Annotated in this window: 23 protein-coding genes; 8 read left to right on the top strand and 15 right to left on the bottom strand. The window is 47.7% G+C overall.

Annotated elements, in window-relative coordinates; genetic code table 11:
• Nucleotides 1-11: 11 nt before the first annotated feature.
• On the bottom strand, nt 12-830 hold the full coding sequence (locus tag DDZ15_RS11420; protein ID WP_109647238.1) for an SDR family NAD(P)-dependent oxidoreductase: 819 nt from the start codon (nt 828-830) through the stop codon (nt 12-14).
• Between the two features lie 152 nt (nt 831-982).
• On the opposite strand from DDZ15_RS11420, the gene DDZ15_RS11415 reads away from it, so the two are divergent.
• From DDZ15_RS11415 to DDZ15_RS11385, 7 genes are all read left to right on the top strand, one after another.
• The gene (locus DDZ15_RS11415) at nt 983-2,641 is read left to right on the top strand and encodes a M28 family peptidase (RefSeq protein ID WP_109647496.1); all 1,659 of its coding nucleotides are present in this window, start codon (nt 983-985) and stop codon (nt 2,639-2,641) included.
• 168 nt (nt 2,642-2,809) lie between these two features.
• On the top strand, nt 2,810-3,697 hold the full coding sequence (locus DDZ15_RS11410) for a ChaN family lipoprotein (protein WP_199222955.1): 888 nt from the start codon (nt 2,810-2,812) through the stop codon (nt 3,695-3,697).
• 14 nt (nt 3,698-3,711) lie between these two features.
• Nucleotides 3,712-4,701 carry a porphobilinogen synthase gene (gene hemB, locus DDZ15_RS11405; protein WP_109647236.1) on the top strand — a complete coding sequence of 330 codons (990 nt, stop codon included), beginning with the start codon at nt 3,712-3,714 and terminating at the stop codon, nt 4,699-4,701.
• 248 nt (nt 4,702-4,949) lie between these two features.
• The gene (htpX, locus tag DDZ15_RS11400; RefSeq protein WP_109647235.1) at nt 4,950-5,840 is read left to right on the top strand and encodes a protease HtpX; all 891 of its coding nucleotides are present in this window, start codon (nt 4,950-4,952) and stop codon (nt 5,838-5,840) included.
• A 47-nt stretch (nt 5,841-5,887) separates the two neighbouring features.
• The gene (gene hemL, locus DDZ15_RS11395) at nt 5,888-7,192 is read left to right on the top strand and encodes a glutamate-1-semialdehyde 2,1-aminomutase (RefSeq protein WP_109647234.1); all 1,305 of its coding nucleotides are present in this window, start codon (nt 5,888-5,890) and stop codon (nt 7,190-7,192) included.
• 240 nt (nt 7,193-7,432) lie between these two features.
• Nucleotides 7,433-8,683, top strand: coding sequence for an MFS transporter (locus DDZ15_RS11390; protein WP_109647233.1), 1,251 nt, complete (start codon nt 7,433-7,435; stop codon nt 8,681-8,683).
• Between the two features lie 87 nt (nt 8,684-8,770).
• On the top strand, nt 8,771-9,643 hold the full coding sequence (locus DDZ15_RS11385) for a hydroxypyruvate isomerase family protein (protein WP_109647232.1): 873 nt from the start codon (nt 8,771-8,773) through the stop codon (nt 9,641-9,643).
• A gap of 388 nt (nt 9,644-10,031) precedes the next feature.
• Here the strand turns inward: DDZ15_RS11385 and DDZ15_RS11380 are convergent, their stop codons facing one another.
• From DDZ15_RS11380 to DDZ15_RS11355, 6 genes are all read right to left on the bottom strand, one after another.
• On the bottom strand, nt 10,032-10,379 hold the full coding sequence (locus DDZ15_RS11380; protein ID WP_109647231.1) for an MmcQ/YjbR family DNA-binding protein: 348 nt from the start codon (nt 10,377-10,379) through the stop codon (nt 10,032-10,034).
• A 125-nt stretch (nt 10,380-10,504) separates the two neighbouring features.
• Entirely contained in the window at nt 10,505-12,739 is a 2,235-nt protein-coding gene (locus tag DDZ15_RS11375) for a carbohydrate binding family 9 domain-containing protein (RefSeq protein WP_109647230.1), read from the bottom strand.
• A 56-nt stretch (nt 12,740-12,795) separates the two neighbouring features.
• On the bottom strand, nt 12,796-13,314 hold the full coding sequence (locus tag DDZ15_RS11370; protein ID WP_109647229.1) for a hypothetical protein: 519 nt from the start codon (nt 13,312-13,314) through the stop codon (nt 12,796-12,798).
• A 369-nt stretch (nt 13,315-13,683) separates the two neighbouring features.
• Nucleotides 13,684-14,073 carry a DUF423 domain-containing protein gene (locus DDZ15_RS11365; RefSeq protein WP_242979005.1) on the bottom strand — a complete coding sequence of 130 codons (390 nt, stop codon included), beginning with the start codon at nt 14,071-14,073 and terminating at the stop codon, nt 13,684-13,686.
• Between the two features lie 94 nt (nt 14,074-14,167).
• Nucleotides 14,168-14,821, bottom strand: coding sequence for a CDGSH iron-sulfur domain-containing protein (locus DDZ15_RS11360; RefSeq protein ID WP_109647227.1), 654 nt, complete (start codon nt 14,819-14,821; stop codon nt 14,168-14,170).
• A 164-nt stretch (nt 14,822-14,985) separates the two neighbouring features.
• Nucleotides 14,986-15,762: a UbiA prenyltransferase family protein gene (locus DDZ15_RS11355; RefSeq protein ID WP_158278692.1), complete on the bottom strand. Its 777-nt coding sequence runs from the start codon at nt 15,760-15,762 to the stop codon at nt 14,986-14,988.
• Nucleotides 15,763-15,954: 192 nt separating this feature from the next.
• On the opposite strand from DDZ15_RS11355, the gene DDZ15_RS11350 reads away from it, so the two are divergent.
• Entirely contained in the window at nt 15,955-16,296 is a 342-nt protein-coding gene (locus DDZ15_RS11350) for an STAS domain-containing protein (RefSeq protein ID WP_109647225.1), read from the top strand.
• A gap of 13 nt (nt 16,297-16,309) precedes the next feature.
• Here the strand turns inward: DDZ15_RS11350 and DDZ15_RS11345 are convergent, their stop codons facing one another.
• The 8 genes from DDZ15_RS11345 to DDZ15_RS11310 all read right to left on the bottom strand — a co-directional run bounded on the left by DDZ15_RS11345 (nt 16,310) and on the right by DDZ15_RS11310 (nt 23,307).
• A complete protein-coding gene (locus DDZ15_RS11345) occupies nt 16,310-17,506 on the bottom strand; it encodes a PP2C family protein-serine/threonine phosphatase (RefSeq protein ID WP_109647224.1) in 1,197 nt (398 codons plus the stop codon).
• A gap of 24 nt (nt 17,507-17,530) precedes the next feature.
• A complete protein-coding gene (locus DDZ15_RS11340; protein WP_109647495.1) occupies nt 17,531-17,908 on the bottom strand; it encodes a response regulator transcription factor in 378 nt (125 codons plus the stop codon).
• 11 nt (nt 17,909-17,919) lie between these two features.
• Nucleotides 17,920-19,053 carry a sensor histidine kinase gene (locus DDZ15_RS11335; protein ID WP_109647223.1) on the bottom strand — a complete coding sequence of 378 codons (1,134 nt, stop codon included), beginning with the start codon at nt 19,051-19,053 and terminating at the stop codon, nt 17,920-17,922.
• On the bottom strand, nt 19,054-20,217 hold the full coding sequence (locus DDZ15_RS11330) for an FIST signal transduction protein (protein ID WP_109647222.1): 1,164 nt from the start codon (nt 20,215-20,217) through the stop codon (nt 19,054-19,056).
• Nucleotides 20,218-20,296: 79 nt separating this feature from the next.
• A complete protein-coding gene (locus tag DDZ15_RS11325) occupies nt 20,297-21,436 on the bottom strand; it encodes an FIST signal transduction protein (protein ID WP_109647221.1) in 1,140 nt (379 codons plus the stop codon).
• A 39-nt stretch (nt 21,437-21,475) separates the two neighbouring features.
• On the bottom strand, nt 21,476-21,787 hold the full coding sequence (locus DDZ15_RS11320) for an EthD family reductase (RefSeq protein ID WP_109647494.1): 312 nt from the start codon (nt 21,785-21,787) through the stop codon (nt 21,476-21,478).
• Between the two features lie 21 nt (nt 21,788-21,808).
• The gene (locus tag DDZ15_RS11315; protein ID WP_109647220.1) at nt 21,809-22,957 is read right to left on the bottom strand and encodes an FIST signal transduction protein; all 1,149 of its coding nucleotides are present in this window, start codon (nt 22,955-22,957) and stop codon (nt 21,809-21,811) included.
• Nucleotides 22,958-22,971: 14 nt separating this feature from the next.
• The gene (locus DDZ15_RS11310; protein WP_109647219.1) at nt 22,972-23,307 is read right to left on the bottom strand and encodes a DUF6616 family protein; all 336 of its coding nucleotides are present in this window, start codon (nt 23,305-23,307) and stop codon (nt 22,972-22,974) included.
• Between the last annotated feature and the right edge of the window lie 32 nt (nt 23,308-23,339).

Genomic DNA, 23,339 nt, shown 5'->3' with positions numbered 1-23,339 from the left:
GACACGGTAGCTTATTTTCTTCCTTCAAAGGTATCCATGGAGTGGTAAACGCCGAAAACGCGTCCTGCAAGCCAGTCAAACACTTTTTTGGGCAGAACGGCCTTTAAAAACGGGGTGAGGTTAACGATAAAGGGTGCCCGTATTTCGGTTTTACCGGAGGCGATTCCGCGCAGCATTTTGTCCACGATCTGCTCTGTAGTGAGAATCGGGGTGAGTGCCGGGGCTTTAACTCCTTTGAACATTCCGGTATCTACGTAGCTTGGAATAACCGTTGTGACGCTGATACCCGTTTTCAACTGCTGCATCTCCAGCCGCAGCGATTCGGACCACCCTAAAACAGCCCATTTGCTGGATGCATAGACACTCATGCGGGGGTTGCCGATGTAGCCTGAGGCACTTGCCATATTTACAATATGTCCAGAACCGCGGTCAACCATATCGCTGAGAAACAACTGAACCACCCACATACTGCCCAACACGTTGATATTAATGGTATCGGAGATCTCTTGCATGGAATGGCGGTGAAAATAAGAACCGGTTACCACACCCGCACAATTGATGATGACATCCGGCAGCAGATTTTCTTTTTTCAGGTGCTCACTTTCAAGAAAGAGATGTTCCCGGTCAGTAATATCGATTCCGGTTGTATGCAGTTTCTTTTGTCCCTCAACGGGCAGGGTATCCCGCAATGCGTCCAGCTGCTCTTTGTTAAGATCCCAAAGAATAAGTTCTACATCGGCCAGCCGGGACACTTTTTCGGCAAAACGCTTGCCAATACCGCTGGCAGCTCCGGTAATGAGAATTTTTTTGTTTTGGTAGAATGATTTCATCGTTAAGGGTAGCTTACAAAAAATGCGTTCCCGTAAAAAGTGTAAATTGTACAAATCTGTACTTTACGCCGGTTTGTAGATGAAAGACTCTTTCGCGTATTTTCTTTATAGAGAACCAAATGATAAACCGTTCAACAGTTAATGAAATGGCTATGAAATACATATCAATCTCCGCTCTTTTTCTAACGCTATTGCTAATTTCGGGATGCAGCGATCCGGCTGACCGGGGCGCCCGGACTATCACCGGCGAATCGCTGATGGCACATATTGAATCACTATCATCCGATGAATTTGAAGGGCGCGCACCAGCATCGCGGGGTGAAGAGCTTACCGTTGACTATCTGGTTGCTCAATTGGAAGAGATGGGTGTAGCGCCGGGAATGGACGATGGCGGCTATATTCAGGAATTCCCGCTTCTGGGTCAGCGCGTAGACGCCGGCAGCGCCGGGATGACCATCAGAGAAAACGGCCGAAGTGCAGCCGGCCTTGCATACAATACGGATTTCATGGCATGGCCCTCCAATGAGGCGGATCAGGTAGAGATTGAAAATGCAGAGGTGCTATATGTGGGCTACGGGATTCAGGCACCTGAATTTAACTGGGATGATTACAAAGGCACAGACGTGGAGGGAAAAATTCTGGTGTTCAAAAACAGTGATCCATCGGACGACCCGGAGCTTTTTGATGGAGAATCCAGGCTCTATTATGGCCGATGGAGCTACAAGTTTGAAAAAGCTGCGGAAATGGGTGCGCTGGGCGCAATCGTTATTCATACCACGCCGACGGCTGGATATGGATGGGATGTGGTTGCCAACAGCTGGGGACGGGAGCGTTTCGCGCTGAGAAGTGAAGGAGACGCGTCGGATAACCCTGAATTCAACAGCTGGCTGACTGAAGAGAGCAGCCGGACCCTTTTTGAAGCTGCGGGTCTTTCTCTCGATGATATGCTTGAAGCTGCAGAGAGCATGGATTTTGAACCCGTTCCGCTGGAAGGCGTGACCATGAATGTGAACCTGCAGGCATCCTACAGTGACCTGGCATCAAGAAATGTAGTGGGAATGATTCAGGGTAATGATCCGGACCTGATGGATGAGTACGTCATTTTTACAGCGCATCATGATCATTTGGGTATCGCAGCTCCCCCGGTGAACGGAGACTCCATCTACAACGGTGCGAGGGATAATGCTGCCGGCGTCAGCGCAGTTTTAAATCTTGCAAACGCGCTGAAAGAGACGGAGACAGAGTTGAAACGAAGCGCCGTGTTTCTTTTTGTTGGAGCTGAAGAGATGGGACTGCTGGGGTCGCTTTACTGGGCAAACAACCCAACGGTACACCCCGGAAAGATCTCTGCGAACCTTAACATGGACGGCATGCAGACCTACGGTCCCACGGAGGATGTGGTTCTGGTAGGCTATGGGCGGAACACAATTACGGATGTTATCGAGCAATTTGCTGCGGAGGCGGGCAGAACGGTTAAACCGGACCCCAGCCCGGAACAGGGATACTTCTACAGGTCAGATCATTTCAGTATGGCCCGTGTGGGAATACCGGCTGTTTTTCCCCGTCGGGGCAATGAATACATCGGCAAACCCGAAGGTTGGAGCGCAACCATCGACAGTGTGGATGCGGCCAATTACCATGCTGTTACGGATGAAATTAACGAGTATTGGGATATCGAAGGAATGGTAGACGATTTGCGGCTCTTTTACCGGTCGTCGTTTTATATCATCAATGCGGATGAAAAAATGGAATGGGTTGAGGGGGATGAATTCGAGGCCGTACGAATGGAAATGCTTGAAGATGCGGAGTAAGTCTTTATTACCGATTCACATTAACAGCTTACCATACCCTTCATCCGCTAATTTGGCCTGGATCCGGTAAGAACCGGGTATGTGGCCAGGTGCATGACAATCTGGAAGCGGGGGCAGCATGCGGTTATGGTACTTATTCATCTGACTCCCAGATTTATTTATAGAGAAATGACTCAATTACTTATTAACGGTAGAATCCGGGCGGTTCTGTTACTGCTAATGGTCCTGGTTTTTGCAGGTGCAGCAATGACTTCGGAGAAACCGGCATATCAGCTGTATGACCGGAACGGTGAGAAGATCACCTACGATCATCTGGTGAATTTGGCGCAGAATAAGGATCTGGTCTTTTTTGGCGAGCTGCACGACAATGCAATTGCACACTGGCTGCAGCTTGAGCTTTTAAAGGATCTGCACGCAGATACAACCCGCTCCCTTGCCATAGGCATGGAGATGTTTGAGCGTGATCAGCAAATACTGATTGATGAATATTTTGCAGGACACATCAGCAACAGAAGTTTTGAAAGCGAAGCCAGGCTCTGGCAAAATTATGAAACAGATTATGCGCCGGTTGTGGAGTTCGCCAGGGAAAACGATCTGAGACTATTGGCAACGAACATCCCCAGGCGCTATGCTTCTGCCGTTTATTCACATGGCCTGGCAGTTCTTGATTCTCTGAATGCAGAAGCAAAAGATTGGATTGCCCCGCTTCCGGTTGAGGTAGATACCACGCTTCCGGGCTACAGGGATATACTTGAGGCTGCGCAGGGGCATGGAGGAGAGAATCTGATCTATTCACAGGCTGTGAAAGATGCAACAATGGCTCATTCGATAATTAGCGCAATCAATGATTCGACAGGGATGCTGCATCTGAACGGTTCCTATCATTCCAACAATTATGAGGGTATTGTTTGGTATGTGAACCGGAAGGCCGAAGGTGTAACGATCCTCACAATAAATACCATTTCTGCAGACGAGATCAACAATGTGGATGCCGGCCTGCTGCAGGCGGCAGACATTACTCTCGTAGTGGATTCAGATATGACGAGAACATATTAATTTTATTTCAGAAAATGAGTCATTCTCAGTTTCCTTACTCACGGCACCGGCGGCTACGAAGCAGTGAAAACATCCGCAGGATGGCAGCAGAGCACCATCTTTTACCGCGTGATTTTATTGCACCGCTATTTGTAATGGAGGGTAAAAACCGGAAAGAGGAGATTCCGTCCATGCCCGGTTATTTTCGGTTCTCCATCGATTTGATGTTGACTGAAGCTGAAGAGATAGTGTCATTGGGTATCCCATCTGTACTGCTCTTTGCGAAAGTACCCGATGAAAAAAAAGACAATAAAGGGACCGAAGCGCTGAATCCGGAAGGACTCATGCAGCAGGCGATACGTGCATTAAAAGAGCAATTTCCTGAATTGGTTGTAATGACCGATGTGGCCCTGGATCCGTACAGCAGCTATGGGCATGACGGCATAGTGGAAGATGGACAGATTCTGAATGACGAAAGTGCGGAGCTTCTTGCCAAAATGGCGGTGAGTCATGCAGAAGCCGGGGCTGATTTTGTTGCACCATCCGACATGATGGATGGCCGCATTTTAATGATTCGGGAAGCTCTTGAGGAGATGGGATATGTGAATACGGGAATCATGTCGTACAGCGCTAAATATGCATCATCCTACTATGGCCCGTTCAGGGATGCACTGGATTCAGCTCCCGGTTTCGGAGACAAAAAAACGTACCAAATGGACCCCTCCAACGTTACTGAAGCCGTAAAAGAGGCTATATCTGACGAACAGGAAGGAGCGGACATCATTATGGTGAAACCCGGCCTGCCCTACCTGGATGTGGTGAGGGCTGTGAAAGAGTCGGTTTACCTGCCCGTTTCCGTTTACAATGTATCAGGCGAGTATGCCATGATCAAAGCGGCTGCTAATATGGGCTGGATCGATGAAGAGGATGCAATGATGGAGGCCCTGATTTCGTTTAAGAGAGCCGGTGCTGATCTCATTGCAACCTACTTTGCCAAAGATGCGGCACGATTGTTGCAGAAATGAGATAGGCTTAAAATCCCCTCTTCAGAGGGTATTTCCCCGTAGGTATCCCTATGGAAAGGGGTGTGTAAAGTTAGGTCGATTGATCTGAAATGAAACTGAGTTTGATCAACGCTGCGAACACACCCCTGGCTCACCGAATAGCGCTTTGCGCTTTCGGTTTCATTTTCCCTTTTCTCCGTAGGAATGCCTTAGGCAAGAGGGGGATTTTTATAAAGAATATTGAATCAACTAAACCGTAATAGCGAAAAATGAAACGAGTACTATTATTTCTTGGCACAAACCTGGCCATCATCGTGGTAGCCAGCATTACCCTGAGCCTTCTGGGTGTGGGTTCATTTCTGGATGAAACGGGTACCGGACTGGATCTTCAGGCACTGCTCATTTTCTGTTTTGTCTTTGGTATGGCGGGCTCATTCATCTCCCTGCTGCTCTCGAAAAAGATTGCCAAGTGGACCATGAAGGTTCAGATCATAGATAAGCCCCGAAACTCAGATGAGGAGTGGCTGTTCAAAACAATTGAGCGACAAGCTGATAATGCGGGTATCGGCATGCCGGAAGTAGGTGTTTTTCAGGCGCAGCAGGCAAATGCATTTGCAACGGGAGCCAGCAGAAACAAGGCGCTGGTCGCCGTAAGTACAGGCATGCTGCAGCGATTCAATAAGGATGAAATTGAAGCCGTTCTGGGGCATGAAGTAGGCCACGTGGCCAACGGTGATATGATCACGCTGGCGCTGATACAGGGTGTTGTTAACACGTTTGTGATGTTTCTGGCCAGAGTCGTCGGTTTTGCAGTAGATCGCATTGTTCTGCGAAATGAACAGGGATTGGGGATTGGTTATTTTATAACAACCATTGCGGCAGAAATCGTACTGGCCATTCTGGCATCCACAATAGTTTTTTGGTTTTCGCGCAGACGAGAATTTCGTGCAGACGAGGCCGGTGCACGTCTGGGCACCCGTCAGGGTATGATTGGTGCGCTTCAGAGGCTGAAAGCCGAGACGCAGGTCCCAAATCAGCTTCCCGAGTCGATGCAGGCATTTGGCATTACGGGCGGTAAGAAGAAAGGCATCAAAGCATTGTTTATGACCCACCCCCCGCTTGAAGACCGGATTGCTGCTCTGCAGAACATGAGCGATTGATCGCGGATTATCTCTCACTACTTGATACTCAAGACTATAAATAACCTATGCTTCTCAATAAAAGCGAATTTCTTTTCAACAGGGCACAGCAATTTATTCCCGGCGGGGTGAACTCTCCGGCCAGGGCTTTTAAATCGGTTGGAGGCATTCCGGTTTTCTTCAATAAGGCGAAGGGATCGATAATTACAGATGAGGACGGCAATGAGTATATCGACTATGTGGGTTCCTGGGGGCCGATGATTCTGGGGCATGCCTATCCGCCGGTGGTAAAAGCCGTTCAGGATGCATCATTCAATTCCACATCATTTGGGGCTCCAACGGAAATTGAGATCAACATGGCGGAGCTGGTGCAGCGCATGGTTCCAAATGTGGAGAAGGTGCGGATGGTGAATTCGGGTACCGAGGCGTGCATGAGCGCCATCCGGGTAGCCCGTGGATATACAGGCAAGGAGAAAATCATCAAGTTTGAGGGGAACTATCACGGGCACGGCGATGCCTTTCTGATCAAGGCCGGAAGCGGGGCACTCACTTTGGGTCAGCCGAGCAGTCCGGGTGTCACGAAAGGAACCGCAAAGGATACTCTGAATGCGGATTATAACAACCTGGAAAGCGTTGAGAAGCTGCTTAAAGAGAACAAGGGTGATGTGGCCGCCATCATCCTGGAGCCCGTTGCGGGTAATATGGGCTGTATTCCGCCGGAGCCGGGTTTTCTGGAAGGCCTCAGAGAGCTTTGCAACCGGCATGAAGCGGTTCTGATATTTGATGAAGTAATGACCGGTTTTCGTTTGGCAAGAGGCGGCGCCCAGGAGCGATTTGATGTATGGGCCGACCTGGTTACTTTCGGAAAAATTATTGGCGGCGGCCTGCCGGTGGGAGCTTTCGGCGGCAAAAAAGATATCATGGATGTGGTGGCTCCAATGGGTCCAGTTTACCAGGCGGGCACGCTTTCAGGCAATCCGCTGGCTATGAGTGCAGGTCTTGCGCAGTTGTCAGCACTTGAGAATCATCCTGAATATTATGTGGAACTGGAGGAAAAGACCGAATACCTGGAAAAACGGATGCGTTTGTTGCTCAATGAGCATGAAATTGATTACGATATGCATCGTGTAGGTTCAATGACCAGTATTTTCTTCACTTCTGAAACGGTCACAAACTTTAGCACAGCGAACACCACGAACCAGGAGCTGTTCAGGATCTTCTTTCATGAAATGCTGAATCGGGGTGTATACCTGCCACCATCGCCTTTTGAAAGCTGGTTTCTGGCCAATTCACTTACCTATGAGATGCTGGATGCGACCCTGACCGCTGCGGATGAAGCCCTTGAGGTGGCGAAGGCGAAAGTGATGTCGTAGTTGAGGAGGCATACTATGTCTGGGATGTAGAGATCGGGTTAAGGAGACATGGTATGTCTGTGTTGTGATATGCTGCGTTTCGTATCGAATCGGGGATTAGAGTCAGATCGGTGGTTTTGTGTTGAACAGACATACCATGTCTGGAAATGTCTGGGACGTCTGGATAACTGTATTCCATCTTCTTCATGAAATGTACATTCAAAGGCTCTATCTTGTCGGGTCTTTAATCCAATACATTTGATGAATAAACCTGCCCTGGCAACTGTTTTTTTGGTGGTGATGATCGATCTCCTAGGTTTCGGAATCGTGCTGCCGCTGCTTCCCTTTTACGCTAAGGAGTTTGCCGCATCGGCCGTGACCATCGGGTTGCTGTACAGCGTCTATTCATTTATGCAGCTGATTTTTTCTCCCATCTGGGGGAGCTGGAGCGATCGCATCGGCCGGCGCCCCATCATGCTGTTGAGTACCTTTGGGGCAGTCATTGCGTACATTATATTCGGACTGGCAGAATCGGTGGGCGTTCTGTTTTTGTCACGTATCGTAGCCGGGATGATGGGGGGAAATATCTCCACAGCCCAAGCCTATATCGCCGACGTCACCGACAGCGAGAACCGCGCCAGGGGTATGGGACTGATCGGGGCTGCTTTCGGGATCGGTTTTGTCATCGGTCCGGCAACCGCCACTGGTTTGATACACCCCGCTTTTCATGAATTTGTTGCCAGCATTGGATTTACGGAATTTGCAGAGTGGATGAGCACAAACCGGTTTGCTCTACCCGGTTTTTTTGCGGCTTTTCTCTCTTTTTGCAGCTTTCTGATGGTGCTGTTCAAGCTGCCTGAAACGGTTGATACGACCAAAGAGCGAACGGGTGAGTTCCGGCGCCCCAGTGTGTTTACCCCGCGATTCTGGAGGCTGTTATCGGAACAGAAAGGGCAGTCGGCGCGTGGATTTCTGATTCCGCTCATCGTCGGTTTTTTTCTTCTTTCATTCGGTGAGTCGAGTCTTTACAGCGCATTTCCGCTGTTTGCGGAGTCTGAACTGGGGATGACCGCCGAACAGGTGGGCGTCCAGTTCTTCTACATCGGGATCATTGCGGTTGTGGTGCAGGGATTCCTGATCAAACCACTGACTAACGTCTTTTCAGAAGAGAAGCTGTTCATTGCCGGGAACGTGATGATGGTGATCGGGCTTGGGCTCATTCCTTTCGCAAACAGCATGCTTACGCTGGCCCTGTTCCTGGGCCTGATGGCTGCGGGCAAGAGCCTGAATACGCCAACCATCACAAGCCTGATCTCGAAGGAAGCTAACGACGACAATGTGGGAGCGGTGATGGGTGCTTCACAGGGGTTATCGGGTTTGGGCAGGATGATTGGTCCCACGTGGGGAGGTGCCCTGTTTGCCATAACATTTGGACTTCCGTTTGTAGCTACCGCACTGATTGTCTCCGCTACAATCTGGATCGGATTTGGACTGATGAAAAAATCCGGATAGAAATCGAAGGATGCTTCAGTAGATTTTCACCGCGAAACCTGTTTACTTACCATTTTAAAATGAACAGAGACGGAAACGGAACAGGTTATGGGAATTTCAAGACGCGAAGCGATCAAAAAAATGGGACTGGCCGCAGGTACGGCTTCACTGCCCGGCGTGATATCATTATCAACCAAAGGATTATCTCCCATTCAGTTGAAAGGTAACATCAACCACTCCGTTACCCGCTGGCCATACGGGTCTCTTTCGCTGGATGAACTCTGTGCGGTCTGCAATGAGATCGGGATCAAAGGCCTGGAGCTGGTGGGCCCGGGCGACTGGGCCACACTTAAAGAATATGATCTCCATTGCCCCATGTGCAACGGGGCCGAACCGGGAATCGATGTCGGATTTATTGACCCCGGACTTCATTCGTCACTCGCCGAAAGCTACAACCGGGTCATCCCCCAGGTGGCGGATGCCGGGTTCACAAATCTGATCTGCTTCAGCGGAAACGCCAACGGCATGGACCCCGAAACAGGCATGCGAAATTTCGAACAGGGTATCAAACCGGTGCTTCGCGAAGCAGAGAGGCACGGGGTGGTGCTTTGCCTGGAGCTGTTCAATACAAGGGTGGATCATCCCGGTTATATGGCCAGCAGTACCGAGTGGGGTGTGGAGCTGTGCAGGCGGCTCGGATCCGAAAACTTTAAACTTCTCTATGATATCTACCACATGCAGATCATGGAGGGCGATATCATCCGCCGGATCCGGGAGTTCGGGGAGTATTTTGCGCACTATCACACAGGGGGCGTGCCCGGCCGCAATGAGATTGACGAGACCCAGGAGCTGAACTATCCGGCGATTATGCGGGCCATCGCAGAGACCGGATTTGAGGGGTATGTAGGCCAGGAATTCATTCCTTCGCGCGGCAATGCGATTGCTTCCTTAAGACAGGGAATTGAGATTTGTGATGTTTGAGGTAGGGCGCAGGTTGCAGGGTTCAGGGTACATGGTGCAGGTGACAAGACATGGTATGTCTGTTCGATGTTGCTCTGAGATATGGATCGAATCAGGGGTTAGAGTTTGATTGGGCGGTATTGAGTTGAACAGACATACCATGTCTGGGGGTGTCGAAGTCCAGTTAAGGAGACAAGGTATGTCTGTTCAGGGTGTGTCTGCGTTTTGGATCGAATCGGGGGTTAGAGCTTGACAGGTGGTAATGGGTTGAATAGACATACCATGTCTGGGGGTGTCGAAGTCCAGTTAAGGAGACAAGGTATGTCTACTCAGGGTGTGTCTGCGTTTTGGATCGAATCGGGGTTTAGAGCTTAATGGGTGGTAATGGGTTGAACAGACATGCCATGTCTTATAGCTTCTCCCTATCCTTTTTTGGCAGTCCTTCCACAACGAGATTGTAGGAATCGGTGATCCACTCCATTATCAGATCATCGGGGAGATTGTGCTGCATGAATACCGTATTCCAGTGTTTTTTGTTCATGTGATAACCGGGAATAACCGTGCCCGGATACGTTTCGCGCAGTTCCAGGGCTTGAACGGGGTCGCATTTCAGGTTGATGCTTTCGAACTGGTCTACATCGCAAAGGGCAAACATTTTTCCGATTACCTTGAATACCAGGGTACGCTCATCAAATGGAAATTCTTCGGTGGTGCCTGGAAAGGAGAGGCAGAAATTTCGGAATTGTTCTATGTGCATGGTGCTGGCTTACTGGTGGACTGGGAGCCGGGCAGCGGAGCTGCCCAGTGATCATCCACAGTAGAACTGTGGATGAGGATGGACTGTGAATGAGGATGAACTGTGAATGAAGTTGAGGGTGTTTGTCAAAACCGGTGTGTGTAATTGAGCTTTACAGCTGCCCGGGATTCAATTGCCTGAAGCCGGTTACCGGTATCGATCCAGTTTCTTGTATATACAAGAAAAAGATCGGAGCCCGGTGTGAGCGTCCATCTGAACCGGTTGTAGAAACCAACCAGATCACTGACATCATCATACTGTAGTATCTGTGTAAAGGCAATGTCGGGCGTAAAATCCAGATTGCTGCGAAATACAAAAAGGTTGGTGGTGAAAGAGGTGCCGCCGGGAAGCTCTACATGGCTTCGCGACCAACTGCCAGAGAGGTTAAATCCCCGGTAGGGACGAACGGTACCCCGCAGCTGAAGTCCATCACGTGTACCGGTCCAGAAACCCTCGTAGTTGTACTCGATGCCCCCTGAAATCTTTCGAAACCTGGCTGTGTTGAATTCTGTCCGTAATCCCCAATTCGTGTATTCGCCCGGCAGAATGATCACCGTTCCATCGCGAAGAATATCAAAGCTTTCAAAGATCTGTTCGAAATTTCTTTCAACACTGAATTGAATCTGTTCACCGCTTTCAAACTCCACCTCAACAGGAGTAAATCTGTATACAATGGTTTCCGGTTCGAAATCGAGGTTTGTAAGATACTCATATCGTACTCCCACTTCCCACTGTCTAAGTATTCTGTTATCCGGAAACACCCATCTGTAGTTTGCGTTAGGCTGGAGCCTTCGGAACCCGTTGCGTGGCGTAAAACCAACTTCAGGGTCAAAGGCAGATCCAAACTCTCTGTATGAGACGGAACCTGAAAATGGGAAGTTTGGATAACTGAGCCGAACTCCGCGACTGGTACGATCCAGGAAATCACTTGATGATACCTGGCTTCCCCGGTTATGCCATACGAAAAAGGCCTGGAACTGAAGATTTTTATCTCCTAAAAATGATGATGTGCCAAGTTCAAGGTCTGTACCCAGAGTATGACCGGTTTCACCTGCACCATTATCTGAGGAACCGCGGCGCGTGTAAATCAGGCCCACCGAGCTCTCGGAAAAAATGTTCTGCGATATTCTTGCAGCAGTAAAATCTTCTGCTGGGGTAAAATCATTCTCGGCTGTGCGAATCTGATAAAAACCAAGATTTGTATTTCCTTCACGGCCTAAAATGCGCAGTCCGCCGGTTATAGGAACAGGCTGTCCCCCCGAAAGGCCAATGCGGCGGCTGAAAAAAGGTTCGATGCCGCTTGCAGGTGCAAAACTGAAAATGCCGGATCCTTCCAGGAAAAAATCCCGCTGCTCAGGAAATCGAAGCGGAAAACGCGTTAGATTGACCCGCCGCTGATCCACCTCCGTTTCAGCAAAATCGGTATTGATGGTTAATGAAGCCCGGATACTGGGAGTAAAGCTGTATGAAACATCAAATCCGGCATCTGCGGATGAGTCTGTAAATTTGGCTTCATTTAAAGGTTGAGAGACGTTCCTGTTAGCGGTAAAATATGGTTTCACTTCAAGTCCCAAACCCTGGGAAATACCTGTTATTCCCGTCAGCAAGCCTGCGTTCTGTGGCCTGAAGAGCCCCTGGTTTCTTCTCCACCCCGCCCACAAGATTTCTTCGTTATCCCTGCGAACGGTTCGCTGAAAGTTGATGCCCCATGTTGAATTCTGAGGATCAAAGTCGAGGGATCTGAATGGAATAACCACTTCAACCGACCACCCTTCATCACTGATATTTGTTCTGACGTCCCAGATGCCGTCCCAGGCCTTATTCAGGTTTCTGCCCTGACCAACTGTCAATAGGCCGTCACCTCTCAGCGCAGCCGGGTTTGTTTCAAAAAAATATGCATTCCGCCCACTGTTAAAGGTGTCCAAAATCCACATAAAACGGTCATCGGCTCCCAGTCCCTGATCACGGCGCTTTTGATAGGCCAGTATCTGATCCGGTGAGCTGTCGTAGAGCATGGCACCGATGTAAAGATTGGACTCATCGTATGCGACATAGATTTCCGTCTTCTGAGTGGGTTGGCCGCCCTCCTGTGGGTCCTGCTGTGTGAAATTCGTTATAGCCGGTACATTTTTCCAGAAAGACTCGGTAAGCAATCCGTCGAGCCTCATGGATTCATCTTCCGGGAGCCTGTATGCCCGAATGGTGTAGTCGCTATCGGACTCACCTGGCTGTATTGCCTGTTCTGCATGAAGAGCTGTGAAGGCGGATAGCCAGGCAGAAGAAATCAGTAAAATGAAAAGAATTTTGTGCACATTGCTCATGCAGATAAGGTAGGGAGTAGATATTTATCGGCACATGCCCGGTATGTAAAAATATTTTATCGCAACCCCGGATTGGCCCTCTTGTAGTCGTCAATAAAATCCTGCAGCAGGTCGTCGGCCGCACGGTTTATGGTAGCAAGCCTGTCGTATGAAACAATCCCTACCATCCCGTTTTCCCAGGTGCTGGCTGAAGTCTGCAGGTCGCGGTTCAGAGAAAGTTTTACGGGCTGATAAAGCCTGAGCTGTATTGAGAAGGGAACCAGGCCGTTCTCCAGCTGCATGGTGTTGATGTGCATGTAGAGAAAAGGGATGTCGGCAGATGAGCGTACTTCCTCATCCGAAACATAACGGATACCCGATTCGATGAGCCGGTTCACAGACTGCTGCCGGATTACCGAGGGGGTGAGCTCCTCACTGTCTGCCACATCGCGGCTTCCTTCGATGTTTGCCGTAAAGCCGAACTCCTGCAAGCCTTGCAGGGAAAGCCGCTCACGCTCCACTTCATTTTGTGCAAGAAGCTGATTCGGAATGAACAAAAAGATGACAGGCAGAATAAACAGGGTTGATTTTTTCATGATTCAGGTGATTTGACATTTTTCTTTCAATTAACTCAAATTGGGAAGATTTGTCCAATTAATCCCTGGAGGCAAGGGGAAGACGTTAAACGTCAAATGTCAGACGGCTGACGTCGGAATTTTGATGTGATTGACACGATCCTCCGCCTGCCGTCAGCTTTTCCCTAACTACATATCGACCAGGTATAACCGCAGGGGGCGCGGTGGATGCGCTGAGAGCGCAGTGTGGTGCCAGAGTGAAATCATTGTGAGTTTGCCGAAGCTTAGCGAACAGGCAGAAGGCCCCTGCCTTAATCAAGAGCCCAGTGGAGTTGTAAAAGGGGGCTGCTCCCCGGTCTTCGGTCCTCCGTCTGCCGTCAGTTTTCCTTATCACACTTGATTCCGTGCCTCCGCGGCAACACCGATTGCAAAGAAAACCCATCCCAGTATAAATGCCACTCCGCCAATGGGTGTAATGGCTCCCAGCCAACCGGTATCGGTGAGTGTCAACATGTAGAGGGTGCCGGAAAAGATGCAAACTCCGGCCAGAAGGCAGTAGCCGCTTCTTGAGAACCATGTTGATTCTCCGATATAGAGTGAGACGGCCCCGATGAGTAGCAGCCCCAGTGCATGATAAAAGTGATACTGAACAGCGGTTTGATAAACGTCAAAACGTTCGGGCGTTAAAATCCCTTCAACCACATGTGCACCAAATGCACCAAACCCAACAGCCAGCGCCATCAATACTGCTCCGGTAAGTAGTTGAGTTTTAGCTTTCACTTTGAACCCTTGATCATGTTGTGTGCATATGAGCTGATGCTAACAATGCATAAGGCTTAAACATCTCATTACTCTATGCGGTTATACGATGGACTTATCCTTCAAATCCTACGTCTTTATGCGATCCGTCACAAAACGGTTTGGTTGATGAAGCCCCGCAGCGGCAAAGTGCCACGCCCCTATCGGATGTTACTTCCCCGATTTCACTAGATTCCATCGTATAAGTACCCCCTAGAATAGCGGGTCCGTTTTTCATCAGCTTTACCAGGAGCCTTTCGTGCTGATCACTTTCAGCTTCGGGCATTTTTGATTTATCTGCACCGGCATCTGCTTTCCAGTCCAGTTTCTTGTGGGAATTGTCGCAGGCAGGCTTATTGGCGGAGCCTCCGCAGCGGCAAAGGGCAAAGCGGGTGTCTTCGAGCACTACATTTCCATCATGATCCTGTACTTCAATATCACCGAAAAAGTAGACCGGTCCGTCTGCATTCAGCCGGATCCTGTTTTTGGATGACGGTTTTTCGCTTTGGTCTGATTTCTTCATCTCATAGTGAAGCGCACCGGTCGGACACCGTTCAATTACGTTCGCGATTTTTTCCGCCGATTCATGTTCCGGCTGTATCCACGGTTTTTTATCCGGATCAAAAACCGTTGGCAGTCCTTTCACGCATTCCGCGGCATGGATGCAGCGTTTGATGTCGTAGGTAACCCGTATTTCATCATTATCGTAGGTCAGAATTTTTTTCCGCATAACAGTTCTTTAAAAAGGTTCTGTATTTGAATTCAATTAAAGCAAAATTGCAGAACTTTTGAAACCGGCTGTCATGCATTTATAAAGATGTGAGTCTAATAACTTATTGATTACCGGCACCAAAAATCTCATCATTGAGATTCCCAATCCGATCATTTCTGAAATTACGGATTGAGAAAACGAAGCAAGAGAAACAATAGAACCCATAGTATGGGAATGCCCTCGACCCAGAACGAGGCAAGATTATCCGTATGGCGGTGAATTGATTTCCAGAGTAGTCCACCCGTCAATAAAATTATCAGCGTGTGCAGCATCACTTCGGGTAACGGGTTTTCCCGAAAAAGCAGTTCTATCAATAGTGATACAAACAGAAGGGAACTGCCTAAAAGGATAGCGTTACGGTTGCCGAAGATCATGGGAATCGTGCCAAGAGACTCGGGATCACTGGCTCTATCGCGAATATCAAACGGAATAGTCAGCGCAATAACAAACAGGAGTCGCTGCAGAAACGCAGCAAGGATTTCGGGATCCGGAAATGCAGATCCGTGTGTTTGCGCAAAGGGAAGCAGAACCGTAACAAAAGCCCAAACCAGGCCGATCACAAAAATTTTAAGCCCATAAACCTGGCGAAGTCCTTTAAGCCTGCGGTGGAGCGGCAGGGCATAGGATACTGAAAGAAACCCGGGGATGACTGATGCTGCCAGGGCCACTGGATTGATAAAACGTGCTGAAACGGCGGCACCTAAAAGTGAAAAAAGCGAAATGGCTCCAATGGAAACCATGCCGGTGCTGAACGGGCGGGTGAGATTTTTGAGAATGTACAGGTATTTGATCCCGTTGTATGCTACAACGGTACAAAAAAAGATAAAAAAGAGCAGTGCTGCAGATATGGGGAGGTTAAATTCCAGCATCGTAATCACTGTAAAAGCAGTAACAGCCAAAGCGACATGGATACTGGATTTGATATAGAGCTGATGAAACAAAGGGATGGTGTCTGATGAGTTCGGAAAGGGTGCGGATTTTTCAGTAAGGAAGAATTTATAGGAGCATATGAAAAAATATTTTGTTATTTAGTTCAGGCACGATTCATGTGGTTCAAAAAATCATAACACCAAGGTTTACAGGGGTACATCATGAAATATTCGGTTTCTGAAAGGTATAATACAGTAATTCTTACACTTAAAGGGAATGTGATGGGAGGGCCGGCTGCAACGGCTTTTCACGATGAAATAAAAAGCCTGATTGAGAAAGACAAGACCAACGTAGTGGGAGATCTTAGCAAGGTAAAGTTTATGAATTCATCTGGGCTTGGCGTTCTGATAACTTCTCTGACTACCCTGAGAAAAGCGGGCGGTGACCTGAAAATCTGCGGAGCATCAGACCGGATTGAGAGCCTGCTGATGGTTACCAAGCTGATCACGGTGTTTGATCATTACAAAAATGTTGACGAGGCCGTTGCTGCGTATCAGGACTAATCCGGGTTTCGAATCAGTCTTCTTTTTCTTCTTCAGCCGCTTCCGTACCCTGGTACTGAACAGATAAGACGGTAATATCGTCTGACTGTATAGCTGTCCCGGAGAATTTCATTACCTCAAGGAACAGGCCTTTGACAAGCGATCCAAGGTTTTTGGAAGATTTGTTTTCCAGGTACCTGATTAGCCGTTCCTCGTCGTAATACTCCTGATTTTCATTCTCCGCTTCGGTTACACCGTCCGTAAAGGTGACAATGCTATCTCCCGGATGAAGATCAATGCTGTCCTGATCGTAGGGGGCATCCTCAAATTTGCCCAAAAGCAGTCCGCCAACATTATTAAGCTCATCTACGGTTCCATCCGAGCGGAGGATATAGGGCAGGTTATGGCCGCCGTTGCAGTAGGACAGTTTTCCGGTTTTAATATTCAGAAGTCCGTAAAAAACGGTCACAAAAGTGGAAATATCGCTTTCGGGGATGAGCATATTATTCACCTTGGTAATACACTCGGCCGGGTCTTTCACTTCCGATCCGATCGCTTTCAGCATGGTTCGGCATACAGCCATGTAGATGGCTGCGGGCATCCCTTTTCCGGCCACGTCGCCGATAAAGAAGGAGAGATGATCATCGTCAAATTTGAAAAAGTCATAAAAGTCACCGCCAACGTGTTTAGCGGCAATCATGTTTGCAAATATATTGAACCGGCTGTCAGCGGGGAAAACGGGAAAATCCTGATGAAGTAGTTTCTGCTGAATTCTGGCAGCCATGTCCAGGTCATAATTCAGGGATTCGAGCTGTTCCTCCATCTCTTTTGCCTTAAGGTACTGGTTCACCTCCCGAAGTGTTTTTTCGATGGTCTTTTCAAGATCCGTAAAATCGATAGGCTTGGTTACAAAATCGTAGGCTCCGCGGTTCATGGCTGTTCGAATATTCTCCATATCACCGTAAGCCGACACCATAACGGTTTTAATGTCGAATCGTTCGAGTTGCTGAAGCTCGGTGAGCAACGTGAGCCCGTCCATCTTGGGCATATTGATGTCGCTAAGAATCAGGTTCAGGTCCGGATTTTCTTCCAGCTTGTTCAGTGCTTCACGGCCGTCTTCCGCAAAAAAGAATTCATACTCCTGGGAGCGAACCTTGGACCTGAATTTTTGGAGCATCAGCATTTGCAGATCCGGCTCATCGTCTACTACTAGAATTTTGTGTTGTCTCATGGTTGCTTTGTTTAACAAGAGGTATTATTCATCGATGTGCTGGTATACTTCTTCCTTCAGGGAATTAAAGTCGATTGGCTTGGTAAAAAATGCTTTGGCCCCGGACTCTATTGCTCTGTTGTAGTTGTCCTGATCTCCGTAGGCAGAGATCATACTCACTTTAATATTGGGAAACTCTTCGGTTACTTTTTCAAGCAGTTCAAGTCCTGACATTCCCGGCATGTTGATATCGGAAAAAATATAGACTACCTCAGGCGGATCGTTGCTCTTTAGAATTTCAATGGCCTCATCCCCCGAAAATGCAAATTCAATCTCTACCAGCCCCTTTCGTATTTCTTTACGGAATTTTTGTCTGAACAGCATCTCCACATCCTGCTCATCGTCCACAACCAAGAATTTCATAGTTTTTCCCATTATTTAAGTATTAATGTAATAATAAATTTTGTGAACTGATCTCTTTCCGAAAGAATTTGGAGGGACCCGCCATGGGCATTTATGATATCATTTGTAATTGAAAGCCCCAGCCCGGTTCCCTCCTTACCCTTCTTAGTGGTGAAAAACGGCTGAAGAATTTTGTCTTTAATTTCGAGGGGAATCCCAGGGCCGTTGTCTTCGATTTCGATGGTTACGGAGCTGCCGGATTTTTGGGTTTGTATAGTGAGTTTAGGGGTGTACGTGTCTGACGGCTGAGCGCTGCCGGCTGACTGCTTCTCTTTCTCCCTCATCGCATCAAATGCATTATTACACAGGTTCAAAATGACCCGGCTGAAGTCTTCGGCAATCAGCGGGACCTCATCGATGGATTCGTCCAGATTAAGAACAATATCTACATTAATTGGCTCGGAGCCGGCACGCATACCGTGGAAGGCGAGATTGACGTACTCTTTTAGCAGGGCATTGAGGTCGGTCGGCTCCGGCTTGCCATCCCCGCCGCGGGAGTGCTGCAACATGGATTTCACGATGGAATCGGCGCGGGTCCCGTGCTCGTGGATTTTTTTCAGATTAAGTTTGACGTCGTCGAGGATTTCGAGGATAGTGGAGAGATTTTGGTCACCGGTTGACTCCTCTTCCTCCCCCTGCTCACTTCCCCCTTCGAAGGGGGACTTTCCCGTCTCACGTCTCACGTCTGACGTCTGCCTTTTCACTTCCTCAACCAGCTCCTCCCTCGCTTCCTCAATGAGCTCAATACTCACATCCGAAAAATTATTCACAAAATTGAGCGGGTTTTTGATTTCGTGCGCGATGCCGGCCGTCAACTGTCCAAGAGAAGCCAGCTTTTCCTGTTGCACCAGCTGATCCTGCGTGGCTTTGAGTTCAGACATGGCCTCTTCAATCGCTCTTCGCTTTTGTTCGAGCTCTTCGATGGTCTCTTCCAGAAGAATGGCGGTGGTTCGCTTTACTTTCTCCGTGCGGTCGAGCTTGAATTCCAGGATCGTCAGCTCTTTATCGGCACTTTTCAATGATCCAACTATCTCTTCTTTCTGTTCGTCAGAAAGTGATTCTGTTTTATCCAGAAGTTCGATGATATGTTTGAGGTGTGGATTCAATTACTTCTCTTTTAGCGCTACCACGCAGCAGGCGTTGTTATGAAATTCATTGTTGCCGATTTTTGATTTTCCATATTCGCCATATGTAAAAAAACCGGCCATAGGTGCATCCCAGATATGTTGTACCTGTTCTATTTCCTCTTTAATTAACTCTCCAAAGGATAAATGTCTGCTTACACATGAGAACATAATCAATGCATCGGCTTGTTGTTCTGCATCATCTTTGATACCGGCACATTCAGAAACAACGGTTTCTATGGCATCAAAATCCGGAGGAAACGCAAATTTGATCTTGGACCCCTGAGGCACACTTCCTGTACAAATCAGCGAACGGTCGTCATTATTGGCAAATCTGGTGGCACGAATCACGGTATCTCCATTGTCACGTTCCAATTGCAGGGGATAATACCAGGAATTAAGAAATGCAACGATGCCCTTTTCATCTTCTTGTTTCACCTCAACTCCAAGATATTTCATTAGCATGTCCAATGCAGGTTTATCATCTATGGTGTAGACAATATTGCCTTTGCTTTTTGTCACAGTTTTCGTCGTGCCAATGGCATTCCATCCACAGGAGGCTATGCCTCTAACATCTACTTTGTCTTCGTCAATTATAAGAGCCAGCAATGCGTTGTCTTTACTTTTCCCATTGGTAAAAACAATGGGTTTTTCAGCTATTAAATCGTCTCCTGCCATACCTCCAAACAGGGTTGCTTCTCCTTTAACCGGCGAAACAGGTTCTCCGAAGCCTTTTGTAATGCCGTGCATAATGTGATCGCCATCAATATATATACCTCCGGTGGCGATTATTAAGGCCGGATTCTGAAAAGTACTTTTCCCAAGTACACCCAGTTCTCTTGCGTCTTCAACGGTATTTTCCTGGTCTATTTCAATAAATTCCAGCTTAAAATAAGCCGGATTCAGATCGATTAACATCATGGCGATACTGCCTTCCTCGATTTCACCATCAATAAATTCACCCGCCGTAGTCGCACCGAAAATCTGTATTTTTTTTTCGTCTAGTATTCCGGAAACAGCTTCAATGTCTTGTTTAACGGACATAAATACGATGGCTAAAGAAGGCCTGAAGCCGTCTGCCATAATTTGATCCAGGGCTGATTGAATGTTTTTTGTGGACTCCCCTTTTATGGTTTTAGCTTTCATATAACCCGATGGTGTTAAGTAGTGATCCCATGAATCGTATTACCCGTTTCATGTTTATAAAATTCGGCAGGTCTTTCAACTATTTTTCCATTAATGCCACGCAGCAGGTTGTCAGATTATGCATTTCCAGATTTCCGCCCGACATCCTGCCCAGTTCAGCGTTTGAAAACATGCCCGCCAAGGGCACATTCCAGACTTCCTTAATGCCTTCAATTTCGACATTCATCATGGGTCCAAATGAGAGTATTCGTCCAGCGCAGCTGAACACGACAAGGGCATCAGCTTCAGGCATTTCTGTGTTCTTCAGGTTTTGTACACCTTTCACCACCTTTTCCATCACATCCCAGTCCGGAGGAACGGAAAAACGGATTTTCGACCCCTGCGGTACCGTGCCGCTGGTGTAGTAGGAGTGATCATCCCAGTCAACTACCAATGGAGGCCGCATCACCGGATCACCCATTTCACGCTGTAATTGCAATGGAAAATTGGCAGCAAGTTCCATGAGCAAGTCTTTATTATCGGGCGTGACATTTTCAAGTCCCCCATATTTTGTGGTAATATCGAGTGCAGGAGATCCGTCGATAGTAAATACGTGATTACCCTCGCTTTTGGTTACGGTCTTTTCCGTACCGACAGCTTTCCAGCCACATGTGGCTATTCCTTTCATCTTTATTTTTGACTCATCGATTGCAATCAAGACCATTCCTTTATTGCTTTCCCAGCCGTTGGTAAAAACAAACGTTTCCTCAAATTGATAATCATCCCCGGCCGCTCCTCCAAATGCATTGATATTCTCACCGGCAACATCCTGCAGCCCCAGCAGCACCTGTTCACCGTCCGTTGCAGCGTGACTGATTGCCAGGAGAAAACCGACCTCAGAAAATTCGTTTTTTGCCTCCCTGGCAAGTTTACCTGCAGATTTCCGATAATTGTCTGACTCAAACTCACAATGATAAATACGGAATTGTTCAGGCTTCATATCAAGAAGCAGTATGGCAATTGATTTTGACTCCGGCGTTTCGTCGGTAAACTCTCCGTTCGTGGTAGAACCAAAAACGGCAACCCCTTTTTGGTCCAGCAGTTTGGAAACGGCCTGTCTGTCTTGCGATACAGACAAAAACACAATCGCCAGAGTGGGTGAAAACCCGTCGCTCATGCTCTTTTCCAGAGAAACCTGAATCTCATCAGGTGATTTACCTTTGATGGATTTTGCAATCATGAAGACTCACTTTTTGTGTGAAATTTAAAAATAGGCTCTTTAACCCATCACTTCGCTGATCTGGCCAACCGGCTCGATATCGGTAAAGTTGGGCAGGTCGGCCATCAAAGTCGGTGCAGCTTGTTCAAAAGCTTTTCCGAACTCTTCCATCGACTCGAAGTACAGGCTGGCGATGGCCACATATGGTGCAGGTGTATCCGGTTCCGTTGCGGCAAGTCCCTTTTCATAACTTGAATCCTTGAGTGCTGCCCCCAGCGTTTTTGACACCAATGGTACATGTTTGTCAAGGTAGTAGGCCATATCAAACGTTTTGCCTTCCTCGTTTGGATAAAATACGCTTACTTTAATCATACCTGGTTTCATCTTTTTTTGTTAGGATTGTTGTTTTTCGGTTAATGTGACCCAACTTACAGTTGTACCGTGAAATTCACACGGCCCCTCATCCAGCTTTCCGAATTCACCCAATGAGAAAAAACCAAGCATGGGTTTGTTCCAAGTAGAAGCAATTCCTTCAATTTCAGTCGTAATCATTGGCCCGAATGAACCCAGCCTGCCTACGCATGAAAAGATGAGCACCGCATCTACATCAGGCATACTTTCCTCCTTGATGATTCGGGTGCTTTCGACTACAGTATCAATTGAATCAAAATCCGGCGGCAGAGAGAATCGAAAAAGCTCTCCTTCCTTAACTTCGCCACCAACCATGATGGATTGATCGGCAGTTCTCCAGAAGAGCACAGGTTTCATGATGGCACTCCCCGATGCTCTTTGAAACTGTAAGGGATAGCCCAGATCTGATGGCAACAATCCGGTACCTAGCTTTTCGGAATTGATCATTTCATCACCCAAAAATCTCCGGATGACATTCATTGCCGGTTCGTCATCGATGGTAAAAATCCAGGAGCCTTCGCTCTTGGTAACTTTTTTGGCTGTTCCAACCGGTTTCCACCCAGATACAGCTAATCCGCTAAATGTTATTTGATCCTGGTCTATAATTAATGCCAGCAATCCACCTTTGCTGGATGAGCCGTTTGTGAATAGAACACCTGAGAAATCTTCGGGATTTCCGGCAACCCCGCCCATAATTGTTGCATCCTTTCCTGCCGCATCTGTTAATCCTCTGATCAGTTCATCTCCTGACATTTTAAAATCAATAGGGGATATGATAAAGCCCGGATTATTAAACACGTTTTTTCCGGTTATTCCCGTCTGAAAACCTGTTTCATAAGGAGGTGATTCTCGGTAATCGTTTAAAACTATACGGAAATAATCCGGTTTTAAATCCAGTAACATGGCTACGAGATCTTCTGATTGCATTCCATGCGAGGTGAACTTCTGGGATGTAGTAATCCCGAAAATGGCAATTCCCTTTAGGTCGAATAAAGACTGTATGGTTTCAGCGTAATCCGTGTTTGTCAGGGTGATGATCACAAGCGTCGGCTTGAACCCATCTTTTGTGCTTTCTTCAAGAGCAGCCTCTATTTCCGCTGGTGAATTTCCTGTGATTGTTTTTGCTTTCATTTAATTAAAAGAAATTACAGTTCCAGCATTTTAGCAATGACCTCGTTGGGCGACATTATTGATCCGGACAGATTCACCTGTTCAAAATAGTCGTACCATCCTGCAGACTCTACAATCGATTGAAATTCTTTCAACATTTCATCATTGGGCAGTTTGGTTATCGCATAGAAATCGTATTCTGATTTGTAATCTGTTTCGTCTTCGTTCATTCCCCAGGCTTCTATGACAGCCCCTCTGCTGATCAGATCCTCCATCACAGGACCTATTTGTGCGACATAATCCTGTCGCTCGGCCATTGACAGATTTTTCCAGGCATCTTTGGCTTTCCACAGTTCAATGAACACTTTCATAGGTTTCTGTTAAATTATGTTCAGGGTAAGAT

Origin of the sequence: Rhodohalobacter mucosus (assembly GCF_003150675.1) — a bacterium.
GTDB lineage: Bacteria > Bacteroidota > Rhodothermia > Balneolales > Balneolaceae > Rhodohalobacter > Rhodohalobacter mucosus.
Note: the sequence above shows the minus strand (reverse complement) of the source record. Positions and strands in the feature narration are given on the sequence as shown.